This window comes from Vibrio sp. YT-19(2023) (assembly GCF_033337395.1).
This window is the reverse complement of the sequence record NZ_JAWOQN010000029.1, coordinates 39,268-58,316: the sequence shown is the minus strand read 5'-3', so window position 1 is coordinate 58,316 and position 19,049 is coordinate 39,268. Positions and strand designations below refer to the sequence as shown.

Below are 19,049 nucleotides of genomic sequence, written 5' to 3'. Positions count from 1 at the left end.
TTTCTTGCTTGTCATGCTTCACCTCGTTAGTGATTGTACTCACTTAACTCGGTGTCCAAAACTGCTGGTGCGGATCACTAGTTTTGATATTGTAAATGGTCCTAATTGGGTCATCTCATATAAGCACTCTGTCGATTGGTTTCAGTCAGTACTACTAGAAACTGCAATAATCAAAGAGTTCGCTGAAGGGTATATTAGCGAGGGTAAGTTGAACTCTAAACAAGACATTATCACTTGCTTCCATAATGCTCTTTTCCCATTTGATCTGAATATCCCTTTTGCCAATGGTGAAGATGGAAGTCCCAAAACTCTTAGTGAATCAATACGTTTTTGGGTAAGGCCGCAAGGGAGCAGTCATCCCGCAGACGTCACAAAAGAGTTACTTACTGGCTTGATGACTTGAGTATCGGGCAAAATCGTGAGATTTCTTTTTTAGTTTTAGGTATAAGCGAGTTTAGCTAGTTGTTAGCGCGTATTAATTTTTATGTAAATAACAGGATAAAACTAACTATGCCTATTCAAAGAAGAGTAAAAGATAATCGTATCAATTATGAACAAGTAGCAAAGCTAATTCTTTTATGCTCTCAAACTCACAAATCGGATGCTGAAGCAAACCAAAATCGGTTCATAGTACGTGAAGGGCTTATCCAGAAGATGGTGGGCATGCCATTATCGCATGATGATCGCTTTTACATCATTAGAGAGTTCAACTTACTTGGTTGGCAGGTGGCTATTAATCCTGATTATTGGCTTATATTCGTGGTTGATGAAGAACAGTTGTTCAAATGGGATGAGGCTACGTACCCCTATGGGCTAGAACAGACCATTAAAGCGGTACAACAAGGAAAAGAGCCACCACTAGGTGAACTTGACGATTACTATCGGCTTAAGCCAAATCTAACTGCAAAATTCTTAGGTTGGTCAGACGAAGACATTCAAGAACAGCTTGTGGAAGAGGCTTTAAACGGAGTAGAAGGTGAAGTTGAAGAAGAATATGAGGAAACAGGTGACAAGTCTCTTCTGAACATTAAAGATGATGATGAAATCGGCTTTACAAATTTTACTGCTTGGGAATATCTCGACTATGAACTGGCTAGAAATGGACTAGTTTTCAAATCTAAATAATACTGGCGCAGGTGTGTGGTTACTCGATAGTAGCCACTCATCCACCAAGGAGGTTTGTGTTGTTAACCCATCTACCTAACGAGATCAATACTAGTCATCTTCACAAATGCCTAGAAGATGCGAAGTTAATATCGAAAAAGGTTGGAGAGCAGAACATTCTCTTAGAGCTTCAAATTTACCTCTTAAGGATAGATTTACTAATAGCCAATAGCCGTATCCAGAGTGATTGGCGAACCCATGCATTAACCCTCGATAAAATTCTTCGTAGACTTTTAGGACTTTCCAAGCAGATAGAGTCATTGACGGATAACCATGCTTTTTCAACTCAATATTGCCTTGATAGTGCTTTGGAACAAGTGAAGGTATTGATTACCGTAACCTGTAAAGTTATAGACGCTCGGTAATATTATTGGTGTAATATCGTGTTTGATGTGATGGCACGTGGCGAGTTCCCATCTATCATTTTGAAAAAATTACTCAATCATATTGACTTTATACTTTGTGCATTAATACTGGTGGAATCAGAGCCACCAACATTAATGATGCCAACTGGTGTAAGCCTTAAGCCTGTTTGCCAAACTCACCTCTGTTTAGTAGACGACACTTGTTACCAAGTGTAACTATCTTTGTGGGCGTTATCCAAGTAATGCCAGTAGCAACTCGCGGGCGTGGATTTTTCATCAATTTCATGGTTGAGTTGCGTTAGCCAATTTTCCAACCTGATTACGCATAACTTTCAGCTAAGTTGAAATATCACTTCGTTGCGCTTTTTTGTTACCCATTTATAATGACTTACATGAACAAAGGCTGTTCATCATTCACTCAAGGAATTAACTCACATGTCACTCAGCAAAGTAAAAAATTTGTTCTCTCGCTCCCAGTTCCCACTCCATTATGGCTGGTTAGAATTGATAGAAAAGAGCATTGCCGCTTCCAGTGACCAAGAGTACCTAATGAATGAGATTAATGACATATCCAAACTGATGGGTAATGAGTACACCGAGGCTTTGATATTGCTTATTGATTCCCAACCTGAATCGCCATATTCATTACCTTTGAAGTTAATGCCTTTAAAACTTTCAGCTAAAAAGAGGATAGCGACTAACAGTGGTGAGTTCGCAGGTGATTGTGAAATGATTAAATCCCTGCTCTCAAAACATGTCTCTATCGGAACCAAAACTCCCGCAGAACAACGAAATGAACAACGCCAGATTCAAGAGCAAAAGCTGCAAGCGAGACGTGAAGCATCAGAAAAGATGTTTAAGGAACGAAAAGCTCAATATGAGAGGGACTACATTGATTTTCCATCGATAGAGGTAGTTAAGGTACTAAGACGATCCAAAGCAGCAGAAATCCTCGAACCATTGACCAAAGGGCAAACAATCTCTGAGAGCGATTACTTATGGTTAATCAATAAAGGTTTTGAAAATCAATATGTAAGTGGGCTGTACTATCTGAATCGAGCTGAGCTAGCAAAGCGCAAATGGGAAGATACGAAGAAACCTTGGAATCTCGTGAATGCTATTGCTGATTACAGAAAGGCTGGGAAACCCCAAATTGCGGTCGCTCTGGTTAATAAAAACTTCCCATTCAATTTCGCAAATGGCAACAAGAGCCTGAAATCGGCACTCTTAACCACAAGTGGTGGTGCAAAGCGTGATCTAAACATGTTTGATAAAGCGATCCAATTTGGTACTCAAGCTCATGAACTTACTAAACAAGACTACCGCCCATGCACTCTAATTGGCGCATGTAAGATGATCTTGGGAGATGTTGCTCAAGGGCATGAGTGGTATCAAAAAGCAATTAAACGTGGGTTTAATGAAGATAGCTTTGAGCAAGAGATCCGATCAATCTACAACCGTGCCAGTCGCAAAGATAAAGCTAAAATCAAACAGACCTTAATCGCTGATGGATGGGTATATCAGTGGCTCAAATGAGTCACTTAATACGACTCTGCTAATTTTAGTAACCGATATGGCATAGGAGGTGTTGTCATTGATGAGCCAAGAAGCTCATCTAGCAATTCTTCGAGTCTAAATCGGTAGTTAAATCGAAAGCAAAACTCACCGAGATATCGAGGTAGATGCTTTTTACTGATAGCATGGTAAGTTCCTCTCAATGAGTTCTTGACGTTACCGATCATCGTATCAACCCAATGGAAGTATTTATCTTGAATTTCATCAAGATCAGGTGCGCCATCTTTAACAACCCGATCATGGTGTACGTTCGCATTGGACAGGGCTTCAAAGCAGGAAAGTCCATCTGATATGGCGAGAGTGGACGGCACTAAGTGCTTCTTAGCCCACTTCTCAACTTCATCTTTACGAAAGCCTTTAACCACAGTCATTCGCATGTAAACAGGGTTGTAGTCTTCATTCAGAGCGACAGCAGCAATGAAAGGCACTTTGTTTACAGATCCTCTGCCACGCTTACCCTTTGTTTTACCGCCCCAATATGCATCATCGAGTTGTCTTTTATCATCACTCTCTTTCATCGCTTGCATGAGCTTATGCTTCATGCGCCATGCCGTGTTATATGAGACCTCAATTAGCCTTGATAGCTCTAATGCTGATATGCCGTTTTTAACTTTAGTCAGCAGGAGGATGGCGAGAAACCACTTAGTCAGTGGCAGCTTGGTGTTATCAAGAATAGTCCCTGCGGTAAGAGATGTTTGTTGGTGGCAGGTGTTGCATTGATATAACGAATGCCGCTTTAGCTTGCAGTATTCTTTACCGCCACAGCTAGGGCAGACAAACCCATTACCCCACCTAAGATTAAAAAAGTCTGTCATAGCACTGAGTTTCCGTTCCATAAAGGTTGTTGAAGCGGATCAACGATAAACCTTTTTGAAACTGAATCTCATTTCTAGCCATAAACACCTCTCAAACCAATGATCTGAGTATAGGCTTGGCTCGGAAATGATCAAGCTGAAACTTATGCGTAATCAGGTTTTCCAATGAGCTTCTACTTAACTTCGCGTCCATGCATTGTTCACACTCTTTCAGTGAGAGTCCTGCACTTTGAAGTTGTTTAGTCAAAAACAGTAGCTGAAAATCGTTTTCGCTGTAATAGCGGTACCCATTGTCAAGGCGATGGCCGTTAATCAGCCCTAGCTTCTCGTAATAGAGCAAGGTGGTGCGAGATATACCAGCCTTTGCCCCAATTCCGAAATACGCAATACATGTGAGATTTGACCCAAATGTTCTTAGTATTTGGATAGTATGAACTGTAGGGTAGTAGACAGGTCAAGTAGACTTGTTAGAATTTTTCACCAACCGTGGCTGAAGTGAGATGTTGGTGAGGACTGTGGATGATTTTGAGTTATTAGTCGGTAGCTAGTAGACCGTGTTCAATACGAGAATTTATTTATGATATGAATAGCTAAATTAGCAAAATCACTGGTAAACTATTGTCCATCTTCGAGCCAGCTAGATCTGTGCTGGCTCATTTATGCCCCTTTATGAGTTTGCGTAATAAATCGCAGTTCAATCTAGCCAGAATCTAACCTTACATTTGCTTATGTCGAATCACGGAGCAGTAGTGCTCACGTTCTCCTAAACATAAGCAGAAACGGCTTTCTTTACGAGCAATTTGTGTCTGCATATTCATGCAATATCACCAAGAGATATTGAACTAGAAACTGTACAAATTATTTCCTCCCGAAAGAACGCGCTCGACCCGATCTTTCATTAGTTGGTAATTTTCTTCTACCGAACGGCCATGTTTTTCTGATGTATCGACCTCTACAATTGGAATATCAAACCATTCAAAAACTTTGTGATATGCTGATTCAACACTATTATTTTGCGTAACTGCATCGCCGTACCACTGAACTGTACCACCTCTGGTCTCTATTCTGTTGTTTATTGTTTCAATATCGGCTTTAACAAAAATGATCACTTCTGGAAGAAGTATTTTTTTATTAATTCTAAGTGTGTCAAAAATGTTTTTGACAATATCTTCTCCAAGCATAATTGTTTGGTAAGCCAAAGTTGAAAATATATATCTGTCTAATATGATATCTTCATCGTTTAATACTTTCGAAACCTCGTTACTCTTCAATAAATTATTTAACAAAAAAAATAGAAATGCACTCTCTTTTGACTCATATGAGTCAATGACCTTTCTTAGATCATGAGCTTCAGGGACTACCGCATTATGAACGATAGTATTCATTTCTTTCGCATATAGAGAGCTTAATGTTGTTTTTCCACATGCATCTAACCCTTCAAAAACGATAAATTTATTCATCTGTTCCTCATCTAATATTTTGTGATTATTTATAGCTCCTATAATAAGGAACCTAGTTTTATTTTTTGTTAGTAGATTTTATGAGATTTCTACAATATCTATATTGGTTTCTTTATATCTTGAAGAAAACGTAATTGGATTGAACTCTATTTGAGAAAGAGCTTTTTCCACACCGCATGAATTAATGCATTCGCTATATTTATACTCAGATTTATTGGCAGTATTTTGGTAAAAGCAACCCTCTGGACTAATCATTAAGTATGATTCTGTCATGGTAGAATTAGACTCAGAATACATAGGTAACCCTAATCCACTATGTCTTTGAACAAAATTATCGAACTGTTCTTTGGAAATTAGTATTTCATTATCACCATAAGGCATGACCTGTAATACTTTCCATTTGTATGGTTTTAGACTAGAAATTAAATTAGAGAAATCCTCTTCCCAATTAAGACTATTAATTACAGTATTAATCTTTGTTTTGATTCCTGTTTGTGACTGTGTAAGGTTCGCTAGAGCATGTGTTAAATCATTAACACCAAAAGAGTTCCCTTTTCGATCGTTTCTTCCTATTTTCATACGTGTACTTAAGTACTGACTGTCAAAGCTGATTCCAATCATGTCTAAAGTATCTTTCGGCAACGGTGATTTTCCATGAATTAGGTAATGTCCATTAGTTATGATTGAGGTTTTAAATCCTTTTTGTTTTGCAAGAACCAAAGCGGTAACGAACGTATTTCCTAACATCATTGGTTCCCCTCCTGCAAAGTTAAGACGAACACTTTCGTACCCCAGCTTTTCTTTTAAGACTGGAGTGCCTTTGATGAAGTAGTCTGCTAGCTTATCCAATAAGTTAGCGATTGCCTGTTCTGAACGATGGAGTTCTTTGGGGCGACCCCATTTTGCAAAACAGTATTTACAACTGTAATTGCAGACCTCTGTCATGTGCCAATTGATTACGAGTTCTTTTGTTTTTCTAGATTGTGTTGTTGTCATGCTTTTTATACTCAGGTATTCAGATGGCTTCAGTATGATAAAATCGGCTCTGTAGAAAAATGAAAAGCAACATCCCCCCCCATCAAATTTCTTCTTCTAGCGGAAAACGAAACAATAAAAGGACATTCAGTGGCTACTTTTCCAACCTTCGAATCGGTACTTCTTCAAATTGCTAAAGCGCTTGGCGCTAATAGTCAGATGACTTCAAAATCGAAAAGCACGTTTAAATATGTCGAGATGACGATGGATAATTTATCTAATACTTGGGAAAGTATTTTGGGTGATATAGCGGATGCTTTAGGGCTTGATGAAAGAGCGAAAGAAGATCTGATCTCCAATGTTGCAGATGATTACTTGATGCATAAGAACATCGAACTCAATGTTTATTCTTCAAAGGCGTCACAAAGAAAAATCGTTTGGCATTATTTAGCCAGGGTTATCATACCAGCTCTAGCGAGACATACGGTATTTTGGCAAATTGAATCAAAAATGGATGAGGGTATGCCTGGCGGACGGTTTTGGTATCTTCCTGCCGTAGACTCTACGATTGAACCTACGCAGCTTCTTCTCCCTGTACCGCAAGTCTTGAATTGGCTTATCGACTTAATCCAAAACACCAAAACATCTATTGCTAATAATTTAGACAACGATCTAGATAGTGATGATAAATACGAGAAAGTATTAAGGAATCTTTACAACTGGCAAAAAGGCACGAGCACCCCTGAAATATCAAGTATCGAGAAAACGTTTTCGGACAAAGTGAATATACAGTTTTGTGGCTGCTTTGAGCCTGATGAAAAGTCTTCGCAATTTGAACAGGCTCTGGAGTTTATTGAAAAAAAAGGTTTGTCTTATGATGACTTACAGCATGAAATAGCTATTGATTGTGAAGACTTAAAGTTAATATTAAGGCGTGAATGCTCAGCAGCGGAGCAGCAAGATTTTGTACAGAAACTAAAAGTACGATATCAGGCACCAAGCTCTAAAGTGATACGTATGAGGTTGCTGATAGCCAGAGCTATTCAAGAGGGATATGAGCAATTAGTTAAGTATTTAACACCTGAAGTTGATAAGCTATGTTTTGACTTAAATGAAAATAAAACACTTCAGTTAGTTGAACTTTACGACTATGTATATAACCTGACTTTTGAGGCTCATATTCAAAAGGGAAATTTAGGACACCATGAGGAAAATAAGTTTTTTGAAGAACAACTTCCTTCTTTTTTAAGGTACGATTTATTGAGAAATTTTACCTCAGCCAATAACCACTGTATTCCATGGAGCACTACAGATAGAATTAATGATATTTTTAGCCGTTCTGGAGAAGAGGATATATTAGATAATATATTTCCTACGTCTGAATATGAATTTAAAAAAATAAATAAACTTATAAGAGAAGAAGGCGATTATTCAAATAATTACCTTATGCGTAGAGATGTTTTGATAGATAAGCTAAAACAAAACAAAGCTCCATTTAAACACTTGCAGGATATTGATGATTTTGAGGTGGTATATGGGGCTAGAATTATTCAGGTGAATCAATATTCAAATCCTAATATAGTTGACATGATTGTTGAAAGGTTAAAATTTCTAGAAGCCACACCTACTGAGTCGATGAAGCGAATATTATTTGAACTAGAAGCTCATCTACTCCTTAAGAACTTTGATTCAAAAACCGAAGAAAAGGTATCTGCTTTACTCGATGAGGCGAAAAACTGTGATGATTTTGAATTTTCAAAAGCAAATATACTACGTTATGAAGCACTTCATTATATTGCGCAGAACAAGCTTAAAGAAGCAGAAAAAAATCTAAATTTGGCTATCGATGAATGTAAGAAATACAGCTTTGGAAAGTTTAGAGGATTGTTAGCTAGAGATGCATTCGCATTGGCTATAGCAAACCAAAAACTCATTCCTAATAATCACGAAAAGTACTTTAGAGACATGTACTACTGGGGGGGGCTGAAAGGAGAATCTAATATTTATGACGTTTCGCGTGGGTTACATGAGTATTTTTGGGAAAAGTTGTATCAATGCTATCCTAACTATCAACCGCTTTTTGCTTCTTGTTCTAGCGATATGGAAAAGTTTAGTCGTGATTTCGTAGAGTGTATAAAGAATGGACGTTCTATTGAGCTAGTACTAAAAAAACACAAAGCTTTAAAAAAGAAACAACTGAAATATCCACAAGCAGATAGCATCATTTTTCTAATGATGAAGATGAGCTATGAAATGCGTACTAAATTAAATTCTTATAAACAAATCGATATTGATAATGAAATTAGTAATGTATTTAGTGCGATGGTTACAGGCATCAGGAAAATCATCGAATTATGGCCAGAAATCGTTAATATAACTGACTTTAAACTCCAGACACCTTTGATGTTAGCTGCAAACAACAGAGATCATCAAACGGTAGAAGCATTACTAAAAGCAAACGCAGATCCGAATCTTCAAGATTTCACGGGTAGAACAGCCCTTCATGCAGCAGCAGCTAGTCGATGCTTAAAATCAGCTTATCTAATACTAGAGCATGGTTGTGATGCAACGTTAATTAACGAAGAAGGTGCAACAGCGTTACATACGGCTACTCGCATGGGCGATCTGCCTATAATTGAACTATTAATTGAAAAGAGACCTGAGCTACTAAAGATTGAAGATTCAAAAGGAATAATACCTGAGCAATTGGCCAGAGAAATTGCCAATAATCCGCTAGCTTACGACGTTCTGAAGAACTTTCTCTTGTCTGAAGGCCGTAGTATTGCCAGACACGAGACTTATAAGAAAATCTTAAAGGTTTTTTAACGGTAGATTTAGTTATAAGTTTCGATTTGAGTTGAAGTTTATTTCAGGGTACAAGTATTTCTAAGGATGGTCTGCATGTTATGCTGAAAAAGTGCATAACATGAATCTAACACAACTGGTTGAAGATGGAAGTTTTTGTCCATTTTCTTGAATCTCTGTAACAGTGATAAGCAGTGCCTGATTATGCTTTTGGATACTAAAAGTTATTAATAGGTTGAAAGTTAGTCCGTCGATGTCAAATTAAAAATGTCCACTTTCGAGTTAGCGAGGTTAAGCTTGATTGGTCGGACTATAGGTCAGCACAAGCGCTTGTTGCTTGTGCATTCAGAAAAGTGCATTTTTGGTAGGTTATATATATAAACTGAACAAATGCACTTTTTACATAAACAGAAGCTCTTTCACTAACACACTCACTCTTTGCCTAGAGAGTCCCATTTCTCTGGCAATTTGGGATAAGTTGACTCGTCCGTTATCTTCTAACTGCTTACGGTAGAGTTCACACAAAATTTCTCGGCGCTCCACGTCTGCACCATAGCCTTTCATAGGACCCGACTTCAATGGCTGATATATGCGCTGCGTAGCTTCATACCTCGCTAAAATGCTCAGAATAGCAAACCTCAATTGACCGTTATTGAAATGATTTAATTCTTCAGAAGCTTCCCATCGTGAAGATTCACCCTCCGAGTCATCGAGGCTTTCGATAACCATGAATCCCCAACCTAGAAGAGAATTAAAGCTGGAGAATTGAGTTAAACTATCGGCCTGTTGTAAGCGATGAAAGCTAGTAGGGTAGTTATTTTTAGCATAGAGAATTATCGATTCGGCATATGACTCCCAGTGTTCATCGGTTTGATAACTGAGAACATCAACTACTGCTGGGATGCTATCGTTCACCATGCTGAACAACTTAGCAGCTAGGCCTCTTTGCTTTCCGTTCTTCTTTCTATATGCATTGGAAAAATCTTTTAACTCTGAGTTAGAAGAGTGTCTTCCCGTAAATGATAGAACCTTTCGTACGGCCGAGTTGTACGCTTTTTTGTTGTGAATGGAATGGTGCTCTTTACAATAGTAACTGGATGAAAATGTCCGTTTCCAACAAACAGCACACATAGGCAAACGAGTTTTGTATTGGGACTCAAAAAGATTTAATCGCCCTTGCTCTTGAGCGATTTCAAAAGGTATCCATTTTTTAGTTTGGTTAGTTGCACTCCTTGCTTTTAGCAAAACGCTTTCTAACGAAAAAAGTAAGAACTCTAAATCATCATCTACTTCCACCCTCATCGGTAATTCGAATTCGTAAGCATATTGGATGTTATTTATAGCTGTGCTTAGTCCACCACAGTAGCGTATTAACTCTTCAACACTTTGTGGCTTCAGGCCTTCATATTTCCTGCAAAAAGGAATGGTATCTGAAATTAAGCTTGAATAATGGGCTGACAATTGTGGTTGAGAAAATGCTGTTGAAACCAGAATTCCTGAACTCTTGTGACACTTCTTTTTGAGGAGGTTAAGCCCTTTGTGAGATGCACTAGCTTTGAGTTTTTCAAGGTTGGATACTAATTCGGCTTCTAGTTCTTTATATCTCATGTCAACATGGTTGGGTGGTTTTTTGGTTATTTTGTGTATGGTACAGAGATTTTAAAGTGAAGTCATGTTCAACACATAAGTCGGAAAATCAAAAATGAAAAAACAAAATTACAACCAAACAAAGTCAGTCAGTGAGCAGACTATAAGTAACTTACTTACTGACGGACATACCGAACAAACTAACTTTACAGACCAAACTTACTTGCTGATGGAAGCATCGTTTGTAGAGAAACTGAAATCGTTGGGATATAGCCCCCAAAAAGGAAAGCCATTCTCTGATTACTACAAAGCAATGAAAGAGGGCGAAAACTCAGGGGAGCCAATTGAAAACGTGACTCAATTGAATGAAGCGGTCGGCGGTAAGTTCAACAAATCGAGAGCGGCTTATGAAGCGTACTGGGAGTTCCATTCTCAAAACCTGGCGTTAGAGCCTATTCCGCAGGCTTTTTCCCAAAAGCTAATGGGTTCGATTCAGGTGGATATTGAAAGCATATGGCGGCAGACACAGGAAGAGATTAACAATGCCCTAGCTGAAAAATCTGCTCAAGACGACGTTGAAAAATCAATGCTATCACTTCAGTTGATAGAAAGTGGCGAACTCATCGATGAGTTGAGGGGCCAGTTAGTAGTATTGGAAGGGAAGGCGATTGAGTCTCAAGCAAAGATGGAAGAACTTTTTGAGACTAAAGCTCAGCTCATGCAACTAGAGCAATGTCAGATAGAAATTGAAAGCTTACAAGACAGAGATGCTGAAAATCAGAGAGTGATAACTGAGCTTAATGTCATGAATCGACAGCTAGAAATTCAAGCTCATCAACTCATGGAGCAAAACCAAAGGTTACAACAAGAATATGAGTTCTCAATGGCAGAGAGGTACCGTCTCGAAGGCCGCTTAGAACAGCATTTATCTGAACAAATATAGAGCAATCAACATAGATATACAGGCGCTCAGTGCCTGCTTCAAAAAACTAGAATAAGAATAAGAATAAGAATAAAAATAATGAAACTAGTAGCTAAAAATCATAATTTTGCTCATTTAGTTGAGCAAGAAAGACAAACGAAAAGTATCGTTGTTAAGGCATCAGGCAAAATCAATTTCCAGTCAGAAACAGCAACAATCGTAACCCCTTTAGATAAAAAAAATCTCCAGAAAGTTTGTGAATATTATCGATATGCAAACTATCGTGTAACCATTGCTATTGACAGCCAAAATTTTCGCAAAGACGCAGTCAGGATATTACAAGAGAATTACTTAGGGCTAGGTTGTTCTGTGTTTGATTTGTCAATTTCGGAGTCCCTCCCGCATCCTAAAAATGCAAAGCTTGAGTACTTATGTAAAGCATTTGAGTTAACGCGCTCTGGAAACCTTGCTCAGCTAGCAGCGAAGATAGCGATCATAAAAATTCCGTTTGTTTTTTCTTGTGCTAAACAGTGTGCAGCAGCATATATTCAGGATGATAGTTTGAAAGCACCTTTCATTCGATGTCTTGAGCGCAAGATAGAAAGGGTGAAAGAGGCTGTAGAGCGTGACTTTAAAATCAATTCATCTGATAACTATCAGCGAGTAGACAGCTTGAGAGGTTTAGAACTCTCTCAACTCCCGTCAACCACGGCAATTATCGCTGCGACAGGAGTGGGTAAAACAAGCTATGTATATACTCCGATTGCTCGTAGCGCTTCGGCAGATAAAAATGTGACTTATATTTCGCATTTGATTTCGTTAGTGGAGCAATTTTGTTTGGAAGTAAGCTGTGCGTCCTATCAAGAGCAAGATCTAATGAAGTTAGGACAAGCCAACAGCATGGGGAGTGTAATTAATAGTATTTGGAAACCCCATCTCTTCGAGAAGATATGCTCATCACATACTTTACTTATCGATGAGTTTGAGAAGGTCTACAAGACTCTCGTATGTAGCGAGAACAGTCGAACGATGCAAGCAGATAGAGTGTTTGATGCACTAGTTCATATTTTAAAAACTGTACCAAGGGTAATAGTAGCTGACGCTGATCTTACAGATAACTCATTATCCTTTCTCAAGCAAATTCGTGGGGAACTGTCAGTAGTTGAGTGCGCAGAAAACCCTTATAAAACCCTTAACGCAACGATCTTGAACAAAAAGGAACTTTTAAATCCTAAGCAGATTCGAACTGTATTAGAGGGGGATAAAGTGTTTCTGTTTGACAATCTTCAAACACTGAAACAAGTCGTTGGTCAGCTAGGCTATCAAAATCATCTGGGTTTAGATTGCGAGACGAAAGCTTTAAATGACGGTGTACTTGTGCTGCATAGTGATAATCGAGATATGCCAGCTCAGAAAGCTTTTCTAAAAGATCCAAATCGAGAAGTGACAAAGTACAAAGCTGTCATTGCATCTCCATGTTTAGGTGCTGGTTTTTCGATTATTGAAAACTATACCAACACAGTGAATGTCATCTGTGAATCCACCTTGATACCAAGAGAGTTAGTTAATTTCTCGAGGCGATTTCGATGTGCAAAGGAATATAACTTTTGGTGTGGCGATTTGAAAAGCTCTCGTAATAACCAATCTAACGACTGTCTTGAAAAACACCGCCACTCACATCTCGGGCTACGTTATACAGAAAGGTTGAAATTCGAAAGGCAAAAGCGAGAGCTTAATGAGCATCTAGCTCTATCAATGCGATTTACACTAGAAAAGCTTGGCTTTGCAGTCTCTTGTGAAAATTCTATGCAGCACAATACTGCCCTTTCCAAACATAAAAGGCAGTTTGATGTTGAATTCAAAGCCCAACAGCAAATTGCAGTCGTGAAAGCGGTTGATATAACATCGACGGAATTTGCCACCAAACAACGTTGTAATGCACTATCGTCAATAGCTTTAGCAGAGGTCAGAAAGTTTGAGATCAAAATGATCTACAACTTAGACAAAATCAATGTAGAGCATGTAAAGTTTGATGATAACTTCGATAGAGAGCTATTTGCTCACCTCCCGTTTGTGTTGGACAAATCGAGTCTTCTAAAGCTCGGTATTTATTCAAGGCAGAAAGAATACATAGCGAATATGATTTATCTCGTAGTGTTTGATGGCTATAACTTCGAAGAAGAAAAGTCGAATCACTTCTTATTTAAATCTTCTGTAGCCGACGTATTGAGAAAGATGGATGGTGATGGCCTTGACCTCTATTTCCCACCGCACTTGAAATTCCCCAGCTTAGATAAAGCGGAGCAGACTTACAAAGCCACAAGTTATTTAAAAGCACTGCTGACTAAGCTTGGGTTTGTGCTTGGAAGATACGGAGGAAAGGAGCAAAAAGCCAGAGTATCAGTGTCACCTCTAGCAAAAGAGTACAAAATATGGTTGCGTAACGCCTCACTGAAGCCTGTTGCTGGCTATTAATCATGTGATTAATGTATTTGTTAAACAATCAGTTTTTGATCCATAGTTGTGTATTGCTTAATCAGTTTCTATACAATACGGTTAACGAAATATAAGGTTTAACAGCAACATGAACTCGAATCTTAAAGATATTTTTGATAAAAGCCGTCAAGAACTCCTTGATATGGGGCTTAGAGGAAATACATTACTTAATGTCGGCAAGGGAGCCAAAATTCTAGACATTGTTGACGAAAAGTCCGAGCAAGTGTTTCAACATTTGGTTGAAGACTCAAAGACAATGTCATTTCTTCCAGCTCCTGATTCTCTAGAGAAAGAGGATAGCAATTCGATATCTTTAACTGATTTGACAGCTCATCTTGAAGAAACAAATGGTGATAAAAGGCACGCTGATAACGCTCTGCAAACTCAGTTATTTAGAAAATCACTCGATACTCGCCTACTAAAGCTGAGCACGGAAGCTACGACCTTTGTCCAAGAACAGGGTGTTGATCTACTTTATCTTGCTCTTGGTTTCGTTAAGTGGTTTGAAGACGCTAATTCTGACAAACCGAGACATGCTCCCTTAGTACTTATCCCTGTCGAAATTTTCCGAGCTGATGCGGGTGATGCATACAAAATTCGCTACACAGAATCAGAACTAGGAACAAACCTTACCCTTGCCGCTAAGCTTAAAATGGAGTTCGGTATTGTCTTACCTGACTTTGAAGAAGGAGAAAAGGGTTATGACTTTCAAGGCTACTTAGATTCAGTTGCGAATGCAATTTCAGGTGAAAAGCGTTGGTCGGTAGAAAGTAATAAAATCGTATTAAGTTTCTTCTCTTTTGGTAAGTTTCAGATGTATCAGGACTTATCAGATGAAGTATGGCCTGAAGGTAAAAAACCATCGGAAAATAGCTTAGTTCAAAAGCTGTTTACGGAAGGTTTTGAACGTGATGCAACTTTGCTTGACTCAACACCAATGGACGTAAACCGTGTTGAAGAAATTCAACTGGTTTTAGATTCGGATTCGAGCCAAACTGAAGCCGTATTAGCTGCAAAATCAGGGGCCAACCTTGTTATTCAAGGCCCTCCTGGTACAGGTAAATCACAAACCATCACAAACATCATCTCTCAGGCTTTAGCTGATAATAAAAAAGTGCTGTTTGTTGCTGAAAAAATGGCGGCGCTTGATGTTGTTAAACGCCGACTAGATAACTGCCATATTGGTGATTCAGTATTAGAGTTACACTCCCACAAAGCGAACAAGAAATCAGTACTTTCTTCATTAGAAAGTACATTGATGCAGTACGCTCCTGTCACTCCAGAGAGAAGTGACGATATTGACCGCTTGGTATCTCTTCGTAATAAGCTGGATGATTACTGTCTGTCGGTGAATGAAAGCATTGCTAAGACCGAAGTGAGTTATCATGATGCTCTAGGTTATAGCTCACAGTTTGAGCGAATCATTACTGACGCTTCAATCGACTTGGATGAACTGCCTAGTACCGACTTTGATTTAAATGTATGGGATAAGAGTTATTACTTATCTGCCCTGGCGAAGATAACTGAGGCTGTTGACTATTTAAGTGAGCACGATGCGCCAAGCCTTAATCTGTTTTCATCAACAACCCTTAAAGATTATTCGCCGTCTGATGACAAGCTGGCTCAAAAGCTCGTCTCTGAATTAGAAGAAACACAGCAAGAAATTATCACCCAGGTTAAAGGCCTTCATACATGCGCTGGTTATGTTTCACCTATCACTAATTACACAGACTGTATCTCGGTTTTAGAGGGGCTTTCTCTTATTGCAGATAGACCTGAGCTTGAAAGCGTTGATGCGAACTCTTCCGCTTGGGAGTCTAAAGGTGATGCGATACTCGAGTTCGCTCTTCAAGGTGCAACCCTACAAGATCAAAAGGCAGAGTTATCTGATTACTTTGTCGATAGCGCTTTAGATTACGATTGGATGCCTGTTCGTGGATCATTGCTGACGACTGGTCACAAATGGTGGCGATTCTTATCAGGTGATTATCGAAGAGCGAAAAGTACTTATTCTGGCATGTGTAAGAATGGACTTGCTGGTGGTGCAAGTGAATGGATTGAAAAAATTGATACCGTATTGGAATATCGCTCGACTCAAAAGCGCTTCATCGATTCTGCACAACTAGCAATAGATACTATCGGTAGCCATTTTAAAAATGAGAGTACTGACTGGATAGCGATCTTAAAACCGCTTCAATGGGTTCACCAGTGCCATTCAGGAATTAAGTCTGGCTCACTCGATGCGAGTGCTGCGCAGTACTTAGACCCTTCAAAGGAAATTGGATTTACCACAACAGAGCTTAACCATGTAAAAGAGTTAATCAGTAAGCGTGAAGGTATGCTGAGCGAATTAGCTTCATTACTTCAGCTAGATCTGACGAACTTTACTGACTGTTGTGACTCTTTATCTATTGGTGATGTTGAGTTGTTGGGGAAAGATATTCAAAAGCTTTACCCTCTAACTCGCTTTAACCGCTTAGGAGCTGAGTTAGACCGAATTGGACTTTCAAAATGGAAACAGGAGGCATTTACTTGGGCTAATGTGCCAACACTTTTCCGTGACTGCTTCAAATATACGTTTTATCGCTCACTTGTTGAACATCAGTATGATTCAAGAGATGAAATCCGTTATTTCGATCGAGTTGAGCATGAAAAACAGATTGAGCAGTTTAGCTTCATAGACGGGCGACTATTCCACTTTGCTCAAGAGTCATTAGTTAAGCAGCTCTACGATAATTTACCCAACCCATCAGCAAGAGGTGAAGTTGAAACTTTAAGACGAGAGTTCAATAAGAAGCGACGTCAAATGCCAATCAGAAGACTGCTTAATAAATCAGGTCGTGTGATCCAGCAGATCAAGCCCGTATTTATGATGAGTCCAATGTCGATAGCGACTTATTTAGAGCCAGGTGTGGTTGATTTCGATTTGGTAATCTTCGATGAAGCCTCACAGGTTAAAGTCGCTGATGCACTTGGGGCTATTATGCGTGGTAAGCAGGTTATCGTGGTTGGTGATACCAAGCAGATGCCGCCAACAAGTTTCTTCGGCAAACAATTAATCTTAGATGATGAAGACGCAGAAGAAAGTCTAACTGCGGATATGGAAAGTATTCTGGGCATGTTCTTAGCGTCAGGTACACCAGAAAAGATGCTTAAATGGCATTACCGTAGCCGTCATGAGTCATTGATTGCAGTGTCTAACCAAGAGTTTTATGACAATAAGCTGATGATTTTCCCTTCGTCGGGCATTAACCCTCATGCGAAAGGTTTGAGTTTTAACTACTTGCCGAATACTACATACGATCGTGGTGGCTCTCGAAGTAACGTGGGAGAGGCGACAGAGGTTGCAGAAGCTGTAATTAAACATGCTAAGACAACGCCAAATCAAACACTAGGTGTTGTTGCATTCAGTACAGCTCAGCGTGATGCAATCCTTCTGGAAGTTGAACGACTAAGAAAAGCGAACCCAGATCTTGAGAACTTCTTTGGAAAGCATGAGGAGGGGGAAGACTTCTTTATTAAAAACCTTGAAAACGTGCAGGGTGACGAGCGTGACACCATATATATCAGTATCGGCTATGGTAAGACGAACGAAGGTCGCTTGCCAATGAGTTTCGGTCCACTAAACAGTGATGGTGGTGAACGAAGACTCAACGTTCTTATCTCACGTGCTCGTATGTGTATGGAAGTATTCAGTAACTTCAAAGGTGATGAGATGCCAACGACTGAGGCATCTCCGTTTGGTGTTCGAGCGCTGAAGAACTTCTTACATTATGCTGAAACAGGTGATCTCGTTAAGCGAGAAGAAACAGGCAAGGCACCTGATTCACCTTTTGAAGAGGACGTGATTTCTTCAATTCGCTCTCTAGGTTATCAAGTTCAACCACAAGTAGGTTGTGCAGGTTTCTATATTGATATTGCAGTGAGAGATCCAAATAAACCTGGTCGCTATATGCTTGCAGTAGAGTGTGATGGCGCGACATACCATAGTTCAAAGAGCGCACGTGATAGAGACCGTATTCGTCAGAGTGTCCTTGAAGGACTTGGTTGGCGCTTCCACCGCATTTGGAGTACTGATTGGTTCCGCAACCGTCATAAAGAAACAGAAAGGCTAAATGATGCTATCAAGTCAGCTATTGCTTATTATGAAGCCTATGATTCAGAGCCTATTGTTGAAGAGACTGTAAAATCAAAGCCAAAAGCGGCGATTGAAAGGGTGGAAGTTGAACATCAGGCATCTGCTGCCGTTTACCAAGTTTTCCCTACAGAGCAGTTATACCTTGGGTATGGCGATACGATCCCAGAAGCAAGCACGACTGCCCTAGCAGAGGATATTCTCAAAGTTGTAGAGCTTGAATCTCCAATTCACGTCAAACATCTAACTATTCGTCTTTTGTCTGCGGTGGGTAGCTCACGAAGTGGTGCTCGGATAAATCGATCGATTCTAGATGGTATCGGTTTACTCAATCGGCAAGGTAAAGTTGAATTAGACGGTGAATTCATTATTGCTAAAAGCCAAGGTGATATTACGATTCGTAATCGAGTTGAACTACCATCAAACGAGCGCAAGTATGATTTGATCTATGATGGTGAAATCGCAAAAGCCGCAATAGAGACTGTTAAGGATACTTTCTCTATATCTAGCGATGACCTAGTTAAGTCGATTACGGAAGTACTCGGTTTTTCTAGCACAAGTAAAGCGATGAAAGATAGAACAGAAACAATACTGTCTGAGCAAGTTCAATTAGGTCATTTGGAAATAAAGGGCGGCACCTACCAAGTTGCTTAGTATGCCTTTAGCCATATTCCACTGAGTTGTTGCTCAGTGGAATCCTTTTACTTTTTTATGCATAACAGCACGTTATGCTTATCGATAGACTATCGG

The 19,049-nt window shown here is 39.4% G+C and carries 10 protein-coding genes and 2 pseudogenes; 7 read left to right on the top strand and 5 right to left on the bottom strand.

The annotated features are described in order from the left end of the window. From R7E78_RS18855 to R7E78_RS18845, 3 genes are all read left to right on the top strand, one after another. Positions 1-403: hypothetical protein (locus R7E78_RS18855; protein ID WP_318058136.1), on the top strand; the 403-nt coding region annotated here is incomplete at its 5' end. A 59-nt stretch (positions 404-462) separates the two neighbouring features. After that, on the top strand, positions 463-1,125 hold the full coding sequence (locus tag R7E78_RS18850; RefSeq protein WP_225481803.1) for a hypothetical protein: 663 nt from the start codon (positions 463-465) through the stop codon (positions 1,123-1,125). Positions 1,126-1,964: 839 nt separating this feature from the next. After that, positions 1,965-3,065, top strand: a complete 1,101-nt coding sequence (locus tag R7E78_RS18845; RefSeq protein WP_025607707.1) for a hypothetical protein — start codon at positions 1,965-1,967, stop codon at positions 3,063-3,065. A 5-nt stretch (positions 3,066-3,070) separates the two neighbouring features. Here the strand turns inward: R7E78_RS18845 and R7E78_RS18840 are convergent. The 4 genes and pseudogenes from R7E78_RS18840 to R7E78_RS18825 form a co-directional block, all read right to left on the bottom strand. Next, positions 3,071-4,001: pseudogene (locus tag R7E78_RS18840) on the bottom strand (IS1595 family transposase). Between the two features lie 77 nt (positions 4,002-4,078). Continuing rightward, a pseudogene (locus R7E78_RS18835) lies at positions 4,079-4,311 on the bottom strand (MerR family transcriptional regulator); the annotation flags it as partial. A 450-nt stretch (positions 4,312-4,761) separates the two neighbouring features. Then, a complete protein-coding gene (locus R7E78_RS18830) occupies positions 4,762-5,379 on the bottom strand; it encodes a deoxynucleoside kinase (RefSeq protein WP_140069164.1) in 618 nt (205 codons plus the stop codon). Positions 5,380-5,457: 78 nt separating this feature from the next. Beyond that, positions 5,458-6,375: a viperin family antiviral radical SAM protein gene (locus tag R7E78_RS18825; protein WP_318058135.1), complete on the bottom strand. Its 918-nt coding sequence runs from the start codon at positions 6,373-6,375 to the stop codon at positions 5,458-5,460. A 129-nt stretch (positions 6,376-6,504) separates the two neighbouring features. Between R7E78_RS18825 and R7E78_RS18820 the strand changes: the two genes are divergently transcribed. Then, on the top strand, positions 6,505-9,180 hold the full coding sequence (locus R7E78_RS18820; protein ID WP_318058134.1) for an ankyrin repeat domain-containing protein: 2,676 nt from the start codon (positions 6,505-6,507) through the stop codon (positions 9,178-9,180). 378 nt (positions 9,181-9,558) lie between these two features. Here R7E78_RS18820 and R7E78_RS18815 read toward each other — a convergent pair whose 3' ends face one another. Continuing rightward, positions 9,559-10,767 (bottom strand): winged helix-turn-helix domain-containing protein, encoded by a 1,209-nt coding sequence (locus tag R7E78_RS18815; protein ID WP_065871655.1) that lies wholly within the window; start codon positions 10,765-10,767, stop codon positions 9,559-9,561. Between the two features lie 94 nt (positions 10,768-10,861). Here R7E78_RS18815 and R7E78_RS18810 point away from each other — a divergent pair, with 94 nt between their 5' ends. The 3 genes from R7E78_RS18810 to R7E78_RS18800 all read left to right on the top strand — a co-directional run bounded on the left by R7E78_RS18810 (position 10,862) and on the right by R7E78_RS18800 (position 18,953). After that, a complete protein-coding gene (locus R7E78_RS18810; RefSeq protein WP_065871656.1) occupies positions 10,862-11,689 on the top strand; it encodes a hypothetical protein in 828 nt (275 codons plus the stop codon). Positions 11,690-11,767: 78 nt separating this feature from the next. Then, the gene (locus R7E78_RS18805; protein WP_065871657.1) at positions 11,768-14,143 is read left to right on the top strand and encodes a hypothetical protein; all 2,376 of its coding nucleotides are present in this window, start codon (positions 11,768-11,770) and stop codon (positions 14,141-14,143) included. 109 nt (positions 14,144-14,252) lie between these two features. Then, positions 14,253-18,953: a DUF3320 domain-containing protein gene (locus R7E78_RS18800; RefSeq protein ID WP_140110378.1), complete on the top strand. Its 4,701-nt coding sequence runs from the start codon at positions 14,253-14,255 to the stop codon at positions 18,951-18,953. The last annotated feature ends 96 nt before the right edge of the window (positions 18,954-19,049 follow it).